Consider the following 12,648-nt stretch of genomic DNA (forward strand, 5'->3'; position numbering starts at 1 on the left):
GGAGCCTATAAGATGAGTTTGTTCAAAAGAATTAAGAACCTGATCACCCCCGTGGAACCGCCCATTGCTGAGAAGAGCATCATGACCCTATCCCCTGGCGACGCTTGCGAGGTTTCCTTAATCACCTATAACGTAACAGGCCGAACACATAACCGTGCACGCAACGCTATTGTCCTTACGCTGCAGGATGGCATAACGATCCGCTATTTGACGATAGAGGAACGTGAGAAGACGGTGTTTGCACTATATGACTCCATTGACGGACGTTTAGAATCGATTGATGAAGTCCCTACCATCTTAGAACTGGATGAACGCACTTATCATATGGAGGAGCAATTCTCCGGTTTAATTACAGCGGTCGGCAAAACGCCTTACATGCAGGGAGGCGAACAACACGTCTGGCAATACCAATCGGATGATATGAAGCTGCTTCGTATCGAATGGCAAAACGGGCGCTTCATGCTCTATGAAGGAGAAAGTGTTCTGCCTGCCGATGTACGCGTGCTGCGCGGCGGATAGGAGGATAACGATGAACAAATGGTGGCATCAATCTTTGAAATATTTGCTTCTTCTAAGCTTTATCGTTCCTCTTCTCACAGCTTGCGCCGTAACGGATACGGTTAAGGAGCAATATCCATTAGAATCAGTCAACGGCTCTGGCAATGAGACTTCTTACGTGTATCGTGCCGATAATCGATCTGTTCCTGATGTTGCTTCAGATTTTGTCGAGCAGCGTAAACCGAAGCAGCAGAGCGAAGCAAGTACAGAGCGGATGTTTCTTGTCTACTCCGATGAAGTCATCGATTTGCAGCAGGCTCCTGATGCATCGGAGGATACGTTAATTGAAATTAATTCTACGGAATATGTACGTCAAAATTATAGCTCCAGCTTTCTCCAAGCCTATCTAATAGCTAGTGTTCTCGATGATCTGTTTGATAAGGGCAAATACGGCAACGGCAAGTACCGCGGCTACTCTTCTAAGGATACATACAAGCCTAAGACAACTTACCGTGTGCCTACCGTCGATGATAAGAAGGTTGCGCCTCCCGCTACTGTTAATCGCACAGGCTCGGTAATGAGACGCTCCAAGGATGCCAATGTCACCGCCCCATCCCCATCCGCCAAGGAAAGCAAGAACAGTATTACGACCAAACCCGCTACTAAAGGCAAGATCGTGAAAGACAATAACAAAAAGAGCAGCTCGAGCAAAGTATTCACCAAGCCTCGAACATCCAAACCATCCGTCAAGGTTGGCAAAAGCAGAATCTCACGACGACGGTAAAGAAATCTTTGCAGCTCCTTTTAAATTAGTAAAAGCAGTATCCTCAACATCAAGGATACTGCTTTTTTATTTTTGTTCCTTCTGATACTTACTCTTCAAATCATCCTGAACGCTTTGGTCCCATAAAGGTACACCGGATCGGTATGCTGCTCTTCCATTCAAATGTCCCGCTACCGGTCCCGTTATGAATACGAATAAGATACCGAGCAGCAGCTTCGCACTCGTATGCTCCAAGTAAATCATAAAATATAGGAAGGCGCCTGCGAGTATGAATAATACCCCTAAAGTAGCGCTTTTGGTTGCAGCATGCGATCTTAAATAAACGTCGGGAAGTCGAATAAGACCAAATGCGCTTAACGCGGCAACTAGAGCACCGAACAATACCATCAGTCCAATAATCAGCTCACCCAGCTTACTTATCATCTCCATGTTCAAAGACAGCTCCTCTTTCAATATATCTTGCAAAAGCGGTTGTACCAATAAAGGTCAATATCCCAATCAACAATATAATATCGAAATAAGTTTTGGTTTGAAGCAGCATGCAAATGACCGCAATCATCGATAATAAAATAACACCGATCGTATCTAAAGCAGCAATTCTATCCGTTATCGAAGGTCCTTTTAGCAGTCGGTACATACATCCTAAGATCGCCAGTGATAAAATGATTAACGATACAAGAAGCAGCGTATTTAGCATTACCGAGTCACCTCCATAATCGCTTTTTCAAAAGAGTCCTTAATTTGCTGAGAGATCACTTCCGCATCTTCTATATCCATCGCATGAATATACAATGTCCGTCCATCTCTTGATACGTCCAGTGTCAGTGTCCCTGGTGTTAAACAAATGAGGCAGGATAGTATCGTTATTTCCCAATCTGATTTAAGTTCAGTTTGCAGCGCAAAGATTCCCGGGCGTATCGCCAGCTTAGGACGAATAATTAATCCAATTACAACAAAGCTTGAAACAAATAATTCTTTAATGAACAATACAAGCAGCTTGATGATTGCCCATACTCTCTTCATATAGAAGTCATGCGGCCAGAACCGGCTGAGCAATCCGATAAATAAAATACCGATTAAGTAGCCGACAATAAACCTTGGAGCCGACCAATCGTTATGAAGAAACATCCATACCAAAGAAATGATTAAGTTTAATAAGATTTGCAAAGCCATCTCAACTACTCCTTTAATACGGCATCAATATATTGCGCCGGATTGACAAGCGTATGCCCTGCCTCAGAAACAAATTGGTATACCCATTCTGAGCCAAAACCCATAACGATCACAATGATGCACAATCCTGCAGCCGAGACGATGAACCCCTTATTAATCGCAGGCAGTGAAGCCGCATTTTTCATCTCTGTACCCCAGAAGGCAGCCATAAATATTTTGATCAAGGAATAAAGAACGATAAAGCTCGATGCAAGTGAAATAGCAGTTAACCAGTAGTATCCTTCTTGAAAGCCGCCCATTAACATAAGCAATTTACCTGTAAACCCGCTAAGCGGAGGAATACCTGCAATCGCTAATGCGGCTATAAAAAACATCCACCCTATCAATGGATAGCGTTTAATTAAGCCTCCCATTTCCTTTAATTGACCCGTTCCTGCCACATACATGAGCATTCCTCCCACAATAAACAGGAGTGCCTTCGCAACCATATCATGCAGCATATAAAATACGACCCCGTCTAATGCATCCTTCGAGCTGACCGCTAAGCCAAATGCAAGAAAGCCTACACTGATGATGACATTGTAATTCAGAATACGACCAATATCGGAATAGGCAGCTGCGCCAAACGCTCCTAATATCATCGTGGCAGCCGCCATCCAAGCAATCCAACCATGCGTAATAGCTGGTTCATTGTAGAAAATGAGTGTAAATGTGCGTATGAGTGCATACAAACCTACTTTAGTGAGCAAGGCTCCGAACAAAGCAGATACTGCTGCTGGGGGCGCACTATAAGAGCCTGGCAGCCAGAAAAATAAGAACAAGCCGGCTTTTAGTGAGAATACGATCAGGAACAATATCGCAATCACGTTCAATACACCCGTCTGTCCCGCTTCAGCAATTCGCTGAGATAGGTGCGCCATATTCAATGTGCCAACTACACCGTATAAATACGCTACAGCTGCTACAAATAACGTTGATGATAAAATATTAATTAATATATACTTCAAGGTTTCCCGAAGCTGGCGCTTCGTCCCTCCGAGTACAATTAGAGCATAGGATGAAATGAGCATTACCTCGAAGCAAACGAACAAATTAAACAAATCCCCTGTAAGAAAAGATCCGCTTACCCCTACTAACAAAAATTGAAAAAACGGATAAAAGTAATATTTTTCTCTTTCCTTGCCAATCGTACCAAAAGCAAAGAACAAGCAGCACGATCCAATAACAGAGGTTGCTAGTACAAGCAATGCTGCAAGCATATCAGCTACGAATACGATGCCATAAGGAGGAAGCCATCCCCCCATGTGCAGCGTTTGAATGCCAGCCGTTTTCACTTGATACACGATAAGGGTTGCCGCTGCCACATTAAGCAGCATACCAATCGAGCTAATCCAACGCTGTACAATGACATTATTTTTAATAAACAAAAGGATTACCGCCGTACATAAAGGGATGAGAAGCGGAAATACGAGCAGATTATTCATCTTCATTCCCCCTTAACTGTTCCATATCGTCAGTACCAAGCTTCAGGTACGCCTTATAAGCAAGTACAAGAAAAAAAGAAGTGATGCCGAAGCTGATTACGATAGAGGTTAGAATGAGCGCTTGAGGCAGCGGATCAACATACGACTCCGCTTTCTGCCCCAGAACCGGCGCAGCACCTGTTTTTAGCTTAGACATCGTCAGCAGCAGCAAATGAACACCATGTGTAAGAATAGAGGTTCCCAAAATGATACGCAATAGGCTCTTTGATAGGATGAGATAGACCCCTACTGTAAAAATGACACCGATTGCCAGCGACATATATAATTCCATAGCTACTTATCCCTCCCTATTGTTAGAATGATGGTCATTGCCACACCTATGACGGTCAAATACACACCTAAATCGAATAGCATCGCCGTAGCAAGCTCCGTGTCTCCAAGCAATGGCAGCTGGAAGTGACCAAAAGCATGACTGAGAAACGGTACATCAAAGATGAAAGATCCAATTCCCGTCAGAAGAGCAATCACAAGTCCAATCGCGGTCAATTTTCGGAAATCGATAGGGATAACTTCACGAATGGTCTGCAATCCGAAAGCCATAGCCAGCAATATAAATGCAGCCGACGCCATCAGTGCTCCAATAAATCCTCCGCCTGGCTCGTTATGCCCTGCAAAGAACAGGTACAACGAAAACGTTAGGATGATGAAAATAACGACTTTTGATATCGTCTTCAGAATAACGTCATTACTCTTTATGACTGGAAATGCCAACTTGCCTCTATGGCTATGTTTTGGCAGCAATACACCGTTGCCTTCTGATTCCACATTCAACTTGATCATTGCATAAATACCAAACGAAGCGATAGCAAGCACCACGATTTCAAGCATCGTATCGAATCCGCGGAAATCTACGAGAATAACGTTTACGACATTTTTACCGCCAGCTAAGAGGTAACTTTCCTTCAAAAAATACTCCGATATAGAATCGAATGAACGGCTTCCGCTTGCTCCAAGAGCTACTAACGTCATTATGACCCCAACACCAAGCGCGATCACAAAGTTAGATAGTCGAAAACGCAATGCGGCTATTTCCTTACTTAGCTTCGGCAAATGATAAAAGCAAAGTAGAAACAGTGTTACCGATACTGTTTCCACGATCATCTGTGTCAAAGCAAGATCCGGCGCTTGAAAGATGACAAAAAACAAAGTGACCATATACCCTGCAGCACCCGTTAAAATAATCGCCATCATTCTCGACTTCGTGAATGGAATAGCAATAACCGATATTACCAAGACGATGATAATAACAGCTTCATATATAGACATAGGTGCAAAATCTGAGAAATCAAATAAGTTCACGTTGGATTGAATCATCGTTATGCCAAGCGAAACGATGAGAAACATAAAGATGTATATTAAATAATGCCGAATGGAGCCGGTCATATAACGATTGGTCAACCGATTGGAACCTCTGTCCAACATACGAAGTCCTCCATCATACATCTGGTTCACCGATATGTTATGGAGCAGCGGCTCATTGATCCATTTCATCCGATGATGAAGTTTAAACAATAGAGCACCTGCTGCAACGACCCCGATGGTCATATAGATCTCAGTTGTCCAGCCATGCCAGAATTCAATCGACACCACAAAATTCTCTCCCGGAAGCAGCAAAGCTGGATGAATAGCTGCCATCGCCGGTTCAATTAAAGAGTACGCAACCAGATTTGGGAATAAACCAATGACAATCGCTAAGGAAGCAAGTATTACCGGGGAAATAAGCATCCCGATTGGCGCTTCATGCGGTTTTCTCGGCAGCTTCTCCAATTGTGCTGGTCCCGTAAATGTTTTAAATAATAAAATCATGCTGTACACAAATGTAAATATGCTTGCGACCCATGCAATGACAGGGATGATAACTAGCAAAGAGGATACATTGAAAATATCCAGCTCCCTAATATTCAGTACCGCTGTAAAGAACATTTCCTTACTCAAAAAACCATTAAACGGTGGCAAGCCTGCCATTGAGAAGGTTCCAATGAGTGCAATAGAGAAGGTCACCGGCATGAGTGACATAAGTCCGCCTAGCTTGCGAATATCCCTCGTTCCTGTTTCGTGGTCTACAATGCCGACAACCATAAACAAAGCGCCTTTAAACACGGCATGATTGATCAAGTGGAATATCGCTGCCATTGTTGCTTTGGCATAAAAGAGAGAGTCTGTGCTCCCCGTGAAAAATGCTGCCGCTGAACCAAGCCCAAGTAAGCTCATAATCAGGCCGAGCTGGCTAATCGTTGAGAACGCCAGCAATGACTTTAAATCCTTTTGCTTCATCGCTCGGAAAGAGCCATAAATCATCGTTAATAATCCAATGCAGGATATAAGCCAGAACCAGGCTGCTTCTCCGGAGAAGATCGGACTAAACCTTGCCACTAAGTATAGACCTGCTTTAACCATCGTTGCCGAATGGAGATAAGCACTAACTGGAGTTGGTGCCTCCATCGCATCTGGCAGCCAGATGTGGAATGGAAACTGTGCTGATTTCGTAAATGCACCTACTAGAACCAACAGCATAGCCGGCAAAAATAACGTATGACTCGTTAGCATATCAACACTGCCGATAATCTCACGAATGCTAAACGTTCCTGACATGACATACAACAGAACAAATCCGGCTAGCATAGATAGACCGCCAAATACGGTAATAAGCATAGATTTAAGTGCACCATACTTAGATTTCTCTCTCTGATTCCAGAAAGCAATGAGCAAGAAAGAGGAAATGCTTGTTAGCTCCCAAAACCCATACAAGACGATGAGGTTATCCGACAGCACAACCCCCAGCATTGCCCCCATAAATAAAAGCAAATAAACATAAAACGAAGTAATTGCCTCTTTGTTCTTATCCAAATAGTAAATCGAATAAAGAACAACTAGCGAGCCGATACCTGTAATTAATAGTGAAAACAATAACCCTAACCCATCCAAATAAACGGTAAAGTCGACTCCAAGCGAAGGAATCCATGGAATTGACTCGGTTAAGCTCTCTCCGTTCTGGACTGCAGCAATTTGCCATAGAAAATATCCAAACAGCAGTACGGGCAAGGGAAGGATCACCCATCCCGTATGAACCTCATGCAGCAGTCTTCGCAGCATTGGACTAATAGCGGCCATTAAAAATGGTAAAATGATGACAATAGACAGCAAAGACAATCTCCCCTTCCAAAACAAATAACCTCTTAAGCTTTTCCATTTTTCCATAAAAGTACTTACATCGCGGCTGGTACCTTAAAAAACGCAAAAAGAGCCCGCTGTTGGCAGGCTCCTCCGATAAAAAAGTTCATTTAGTTGTGTTTTGACTACACTTTAGTATAGCTTTCGAGTTTAATATTGTCAAAAACAAATTAGGAAATGTCCTAGCTAAAAGAATGAAAACCAATGGAATGGGGATTACTCTTACTAAAGGAGTGATCATCATGCTGAAATTAAAAATAGCGGTAAGTTCGCTGCTCTTTATATTAATCTTCGTTAGTTCATGGCAGCTCGATAAACAATTAGATAAACGACGGAGTAAACCGCTCGTTACATCACCCATAACAAACTATAAAATATTTTCAACATCTAACTCCACATATTATCTGGATCCCTCTTTATTCCTTATCTTCCTCGTGAATATATGCGTATTATTCGTATAAATACAGACGATTAGAAACAAAAAAAAGAACCTACTGAGCATGCTCAGTAGGCTCTTCCGTTCCAACAACGACCTATTCAGTCGTGTAAGGAAGCAATGCGATTTGACGTGAACGTTTAATTGCAACAGTAAGCAAGCGTTGGTATTTCGCGCTTGTTCCAGTTACACGACGTGGCAAGATTTTGCCGCGCTCGCTGATAAACTTTTTCAACAAATCAACATCTTTATAGTCAATTTTAGAAATTTTGTTTACAGTGAAGAAACATACTTTACGGCGTTTGTTACGTCCGCCTTTACGTCCGCTGAACTTACGCTCTGGACGCTCGTCTCCACCATTATCTCTTTGTTTGAAAGCCATGATAGGTATCCTCCTTATCGTTGAAAATATTACAATTACACAACAGCTCTATATTCCAATAAAGGCTGTGCAACTGCTCCATTGATACGTGCAGCCTAGGCTACACTAATATCAAAATGGCAAATCATCTTCTGATATATCAATCGGGCGTCCGTCATCCTGGAACGGATCACGGCTGTCGTTACGTGAGTTATTATTACCAGATGGACGGTTACCGCCGCTTTGGGAAGCATTACCGCCGAAAGATCCTCCACCGGTGCTTGTACCGCCGCTGTAGCTGCTTCCGCCTTCTTCTCGTGAACCTCCGCCATCTTTGTTGGATTCCAAGAACCGAACGTTATCAGCGATAACTTCCGTCACGTAGACACGTTTGCCTTCGTTGTTCTCGTAATTCCGAACTTGAATGCGACCTTCAACCGCTGTTAAGCGGCCTTTACGCAAATAGTTTGCGCAAGTCTCGGCCAGTTGACGCCATGTTACAACCGGAATGAAATCCGCTTCACGCTCACCTTGACCACCGCTCGTAAACGGACGATCTACCGCTAACGTAAATTGTGTAACTGCGACACCAGCAGGCGTATAGCGAAGCTCTGGGTCTCTCGTCAATCTACCAATTAGTATAACACGATTCAACATCGTTTCTGACCTCCCAATCGAACAATCCAGCCTAGATTAAGCGGCGTCTCTAACGATCAACGAACGGATAACTTCATCCGTAATCTTCATGATGCGGTCAAGTTCATTCACAACTTCAGTAGTTGCGTTGAAATGTACCAGTACAAAGTACCCATCACGTAGCTTGTTGATTTCATACGCAAGACGACGTTTACCGCTCACATCTTGCTTAATGACTTCTCCGCCATTGGAGATAATGCCATGGAATTTGTCAACGATAGCTTGAAGGTTTTCTTGCTCAACGTCTGGACGAATAATGTACATTACTTCATATTTGCGCATATTGTTTCACCTCCTCTTGGACTAACGGCCCCATAAATGGAGCAAGGAACGAGCTTCTGCTCGCATCTCTATACTATACCAAATCGAATCGCCTATTACAAGCGGAAATCACGGCAGATTCCGCAGGGGTAACATATGGAAGCAGCTAATGCATTTTTTAGCCGTTATCTGCTACTCATGCAATGACTGTTCGCTGTAGATACTACATAACGGGATAGATCAATCGATTCTTTCTGTCCGCTCTACATTATACACTGGAGGGTGATCATGATGGGTGAAGGTACAATGTTTTCGCCGGGCGACAAAGCTCCGAATGATGGCACATACATCGAGGACGGTGTAAATTCATTTCATATGGGGATTAATAATCCGAAGAAGGTCAAGTTGAGCAAAGGGCAGCGTTTCCCTGACACAACTAATCACGAGCGCAAATGGAAACGAATGGGCCATTAACTTTTTTTTATTTCATGAATAATAAAGTTTCGTTTTGGCCATTCTAATTATCGACGGTGCAAGAGAGGTGTGGTTCCATTGAACCATTCAGGCAAGCGCCGAGACTATAACTGTCTTATGACATAGTAGCACTCGCTGCGCAGGAGGATTTCGTCCACTCAGTAGAGAAGCGGAGGGTTGTGCCAAAGACACTTGTCTGTAACACACGCGCATTCGAGCATTGATACGCCATACCATTAACCCGGTCGCGTATGATTGTGCTCAAAAGGATTTAATGATGCTATTGCTGATTTGTTCCGATTGACGAATGGAGTTTCATAAGCTTGTAGTGAGAATTGATCGACTCAGCCATTATTCACCGTCAGAAGGAGAGCTCGCGAGAGCTCTCCTTTCTATATTGTCTAACCCTTTTTAATTCACACACGATTATTTAAACACAAAAAAACGGTTCCTCTTAAGGAACCGTTACATATTTAATATAATGGCGGAGAAGGTGGGATTCGAACCCACGCACGGTTTGACCCGCCTAGCTGATTTCGAGTCAGCCCCCTTGGGCCTCTTGGGTACCTCTCCGCATGTAAAAATTATTGTATCATAGAGCTTATCAAGGCGCAAGTATTTCCTAAAAATTGTTTATTGGTTCGTATGCTTTCACTTAATTTAAACCTTCTTCAGACGCTTTGGAACGAAGCACCTTTTTCATATTTTTCTCGAATTTCGCTCTTGGTATTAGAACGCTATGTTTACAGCCAACGCATTTAATACGGATGTCCATCCCCATTCGAATGACTTCCATTTCATTAGAGCCGCATGGATGCTGTTTTTTCATTTGAACAACATCACCTAGCTCAAACTGCTTACGCTCCATCCTTTTCGCCTCCCTTTTCATTGCGATGATACGTAACCATTCGAGGATATGGAATTTCAATTCCACTCGCATCTAATGCTCGCTTAAGCTCCATGTTTAATTTACGCGACACAATGGGATGCGTATTCGGACGACATTCAGCAATTACCCGAAGCGTTACCCCTGTCGGAGCAATGGCCTGAATACCTAATACTTCTGGTGCGTTAATTAAATTCTCGTCTTGCATCGTTATCATAGTATGGCGAATAACTTCAAGAGCTCGATCAACCTCTTCCTCAAATGCGATAGAAATATCAACTACCGCAATGGTGTTGTTGACCGAGAAATTTGTTACCTCATTAATCATACCATTAGGAACGATATGAACTTCCCCAGTCCAGCTTTGAATGCGGGTCGTACGCAGACCGATGACTTCCACTGTTCCTTTAAATTGACCCGTCTGGATCACATCGCCAACCGCGAATTGATCCTCCAATACAATGAAGAATCCGGTAATAATATCCTTCACCAAGCTTTGAGCGCCAAAGCCGATAGCTAATCCTAGCACGCCAGCACCAGCAAGCAATGGACCTAAGTTAATTCCGAATTCCGCTAAAATAAGCATACCCGAAATAAAATAAACGACGTAGGAGGTTACATTTTTCAAAAGCTTGCCCACTGTTGTCATTCGCCTTGCATGGATGATCAACCTTTTGTTCTCACGCTCTAAAATAATTCGGTCAATGGTTTTATGTATCACCCATACGACGAAGCGCCCAATGAATAAAAACATGGCTACACGCAGCGCTGAGCTTCCGAATGCCTGCCATATTTCATTATTTGTCAACCAATCAACAATTTTATTATATCGTTCCGTGATTGACATCGCTATTCCTCCTCATCAACCTTGAATCTAAATCTAAGCTACATATCGACTTGATCATAGCCCTTATCAACTTCTTTAAATATACCTCTAACTTCTACGTTCTCCTGCACAATAACTTCTTTCACCATCAATAAATCTTCTTCTGGAAAATGTATCGATAACGCACAGCCTGCCGTTATTTCCTTCGGCGTAGGACATATATCAATTTCAATTTCTGCGTATTCGAGCAGCATTTCTGCACGCAATGCTTGCTGAGTTGAATCGAAAGCAATTAACACAAGCACGACCCCCATTAGATTATCATGACTAACTTACTCAGCAATCAAAATATGAAAACTATCTGAAGTATAAAATGGTTGTCCTATCCATATACTAGTAGCATATCGGTATAATCGGAGGGATTCTATGAAGCTTTCATTTATTAAAGAGACGCCTTTGAAGGTACCCTACACCACCGCAAACGTTACTGGTATGCTGGTTAACCGCCTTACAGTAATGCTCGAAGAGATGGCTGCTAACCGCCCTATCGTAGTCGTCTGTGTTGGAACCGACCGCTCCACGGGTGATGCTTTGGGACCTCTTATTGGTACCTCATTATCGAAGTATCGCAGCACTCATTTTTCACTATTTGGTACATTAGAAAATCCGGTTCATGCTATGAATTTAGATGATACTCTCATCGAGATCAATCGTCGTTTCCATAAACCATTTGTTATCGGAATTGATGCCTGCCTCGGCCAAGTATCCAGCGTTGGAAGCATTCAAGTTGGTGTCGGCCCTGTTCGACCAGGTGCTGGCGTAAATAAGGATCTTCCGCCTGTCGGCGACATTCATATTACAGGTGTCGTTAATGTAGGCGGGTTTATGGAATATTTCGTGTTGCAAAATACTCGTCTTCATCTTGTCATGAAAATGTCCGACATCATCTCACTCAGCCTATTTACTGCTATTGCCAACAATGCTCATCTTACAACCGACGTTCGTGATCAGACCGCAGCTTCCGATAACCTATAAATTATAGCGATACCTATTTTGCTTCTAAAATAGCTTTATAATCTTCTGGGGATAATGGGTAGTTTGATTCACCTTTTTCAAGCGGCTTCGCATAGATGTAAGTATTTTCTCTGCTATGGATACCAGAAAAGACAACCCCATCTTTTTGTTCATTGATAATGGCGATTGAGAAGCTAAGATTATTCCCATGTTCGGCAAAAGCATTGTAACGGATGATTCCTACTTTTCCTTTTTGCTGTACCAAAGCGGCTTGCATATCCATAAGCTGCGCCTTTAACTGCTTATTTGCATCCTGCTGTTCAGTTAAACCTTCCTTTAGATCAACAATGACGTCCTCTATATTCGTTACTCCCGTGTTCCCCATGACCGCTGTATATTGCTTTCTCAGCTTTTTCAGCCGCCCGCCTATGACTGTTATCCAAATAAATAATACGATGACAAATAAAGCTAAGCCCACCGTAACAGCATTCATTGGATTCGATGTCCAATCTTCCATCTTAGCT

General features: G+C 42.9%; 17 protein-coding genes and 1 tRNA gene. 4 read left to right on the top strand and 14 right to left on the bottom strand.

Features of this window, described 5'->3' with window-relative positions; translation table 11 throughout:
* The first annotated feature begins 12 nt into the window (after window positions 1–12).
* Together AC0YN6_RS23195 and AC0YN6_RS23200 are read left to right on the top strand one after the other, a co-directional pair.
* Window positions 13–519, top strand: a complete 507-nt coding sequence (locus AC0YN6_RS23195; RefSeq protein ID WP_475749760.1) for a DUF4178 domain-containing protein — start codon at window positions 13–15, stop codon at window positions 517–519.
* Between the two features lie 10 nt (window positions 520–529).
* Window positions 530–1,282 carry a DUF4247 domain-containing protein gene (locus AC0YN6_RS23200; RefSeq protein WP_475749761.1) on the top strand — a complete coding sequence of 251 codons (753 nt, stop codon included), beginning with the start codon at window positions 530–532 and terminating at the stop codon, window positions 1,280–1,282.
* A 66-nt stretch (window positions 1,283–1,348) separates the two neighbouring features.
* Here the strand turns inward: AC0YN6_RS23200 and mnhG are convergent, their stop codons facing one another.
* From mnhG to rpsF, 9 genes are all read right to left on the bottom strand, one after another.
* Window positions 1,349–1,705: a monovalent cation/H(+) antiporter subunit G gene (mnhG, locus tag AC0YN6_RS23205; protein WP_475749796.1), complete on the bottom strand. Its 357-nt coding sequence runs from the start codon at window positions 1,703–1,705 to the stop codon at window positions 1,349–1,351.
* Window positions 1,695–1,979 carry a Na(+)/H(+) antiporter subunit F1 gene (locus AC0YN6_RS23210; RefSeq protein ID WP_475749762.1) on the bottom strand — a complete coding sequence of 95 codons (285 nt, stop codon included), beginning with the start codon at window positions 1,977–1,979 and terminating at the stop codon, window positions 1,695–1,697. Before AC0YN6_RS23210 ends, mnhG begins: the two co-directional genes overlap by 11 nt.
* A complete protein-coding gene (locus AC0YN6_RS23215) occupies window positions 1,979–2,455 on the bottom strand; it encodes a Na+/H+ antiporter subunit E (RefSeq protein WP_475749763.1) in 477 nt (158 codons plus the stop codon). The genes AC0YN6_RS23210 and AC0YN6_RS23215 overlap by 1 nt, the downstream gene beginning before the upstream one ends.
* A gap of 5 nt (window positions 2,456–2,460) precedes the next feature.
* The gene (locus tag AC0YN6_RS23220) at window positions 2,461–3,939 is read right to left on the bottom strand and encodes a Na+/H+ antiporter subunit D (protein ID WP_475749764.1); all 1,479 of its coding nucleotides are present in this window, start codon (window positions 3,937–3,939) and stop codon (window positions 2,461–2,463) included.
* Window positions 3,932–4,270 (bottom strand): Na(+)/H(+) antiporter subunit C, encoded by a 339-nt coding sequence (locus AC0YN6_RS23225; RefSeq protein ID WP_475749765.1) that lies wholly within the window; start codon window positions 4,268–4,270, stop codon window positions 3,932–3,934. The genes AC0YN6_RS23220 and AC0YN6_RS23225 overlap by 8 nt, the downstream gene beginning before the upstream one ends.
* A 2-nt stretch (window positions 4,271–4,272) precedes the next feature.
* Window positions 4,273–7,149 carry a Na+/H+ antiporter subunit A gene (locus AC0YN6_RS23230; RefSeq protein WP_475749797.1) on the bottom strand — a complete coding sequence of 959 codons (2,877 nt, stop codon included), beginning with the start codon at window positions 7,147–7,149 and terminating at the stop codon, window positions 4,273–4,275.
* A 554-nt stretch (window positions 7,150–7,703) separates the two neighbouring features.
* A complete protein-coding gene (gene rpsR / locus AC0YN6_RS23235; RefSeq protein ID WP_475749766.1) occupies window positions 7,704–7,988 on the bottom strand; it encodes a 30S ribosomal protein S18 in 285 nt (94 codons plus the stop codon).
* A gap of 111 nt (window positions 7,989–8,099) precedes the next feature.
* Window positions 8,100–8,624: a single-stranded DNA-binding protein gene (gene ssb / locus AC0YN6_RS23240; RefSeq protein WP_475749767.1), complete on the bottom strand. Its 525-nt coding sequence runs from the start codon at window positions 8,622–8,624 to the stop codon at window positions 8,100–8,102.
* Between the two features lie 36 nt (window positions 8,625–8,660).
* Window positions 8,661–8,945 (bottom strand): 30S ribosomal protein S6, encoded by a 285-nt coding sequence (gene rpsF, locus AC0YN6_RS23245; RefSeq protein ID WP_475749768.1) that lies wholly within the window; start codon window positions 8,943–8,945, stop codon window positions 8,661–8,663.
* 270 nt (window positions 8,946–9,215) lie between these two features.
* On the opposite strand from rpsF, the gene AC0YN6_RS23250 reads away from it, so the two are divergent.
* Window positions 9,216–9,398 carry a YjzC family protein gene (locus AC0YN6_RS23250; RefSeq protein ID WP_054025759.1) on the top strand — a complete coding sequence of 61 codons (183 nt, stop codon included), beginning with the start codon at window positions 9,216–9,218 and terminating at the stop codon, window positions 9,396–9,398.
* 482 nt (window positions 9,399–9,880) lie between these two features.
* On the opposite strand, the gene AC0YN6_RS23255 is transcribed toward AC0YN6_RS23250, so the two are convergent.
* The 4 genes from AC0YN6_RS23255 to AC0YN6_RS23270 all read right to left on the bottom strand — a co-directional run bounded on the left by AC0YN6_RS23255 (window position 9,881) and on the right by AC0YN6_RS23270 (window position 11,409).
* Window positions 9,881–9,971 (bottom strand) — tRNA-Ser (locus AC0YN6_RS23255).
* Window positions 9,972–10,053: 82 nt separating this feature from the next.
* Window positions 10,054–10,266 (bottom strand): DUF951 domain-containing protein, encoded by a 213-nt coding sequence (locus tag AC0YN6_RS23260; RefSeq protein WP_475749769.1) that lies wholly within the window; start codon window positions 10,264–10,266, stop codon window positions 10,054–10,056.
* Window positions 10,256–11,131 (bottom strand): mechanosensitive ion channel family protein, encoded by an 876-nt coding sequence (locus tag AC0YN6_RS23265; protein ID WP_475749770.1) that lies wholly within the window; start codon window positions 11,129–11,131, stop codon window positions 10,256–10,258. The genes AC0YN6_RS23260 and AC0YN6_RS23265 overlap by 11 nt, the downstream gene beginning before the upstream one ends.
* 38 nt (window positions 11,132–11,169) lie before the next feature.
* Window positions 11,170–11,409, bottom strand: a complete 240-nt coding sequence (locus tag AC0YN6_RS23270; RefSeq protein WP_475749771.1) for a putative Se/S carrier protein — start codon at window positions 11,407–11,409, stop codon at window positions 11,170–11,172.
* Between the two features lie 127 nt (window positions 11,410–11,536).
* Between AC0YN6_RS23270 and yyaC the strand changes: the two genes are divergently transcribed.
* Window positions 11,537–12,145, top strand: a complete 609-nt coding sequence (gene yyaC / locus AC0YN6_RS23275) for a spore protease YyaC (RefSeq protein WP_475749772.1) — start codon at window positions 11,537–11,539, stop codon at window positions 12,143–12,145.
* Window positions 12,146–12,158: 13 nt separating this feature from the next.
* Here yyaC and AC0YN6_RS23280 read toward each other — a convergent pair whose 3' ends face one another.
* Window positions 12,159–12,641, bottom strand: coding sequence for a DUF4446 family protein (locus AC0YN6_RS23280; protein WP_475749773.1), 483 nt, complete (start codon window positions 12,639–12,641; stop codon window positions 12,159–12,161).
* Window positions 12,642–12,648: the final 7 nt, after the last annotated feature.

The sequence above is a fragment of the Paenibacillus sp. J22P15 genome (genome assembly GCF_056269345.1).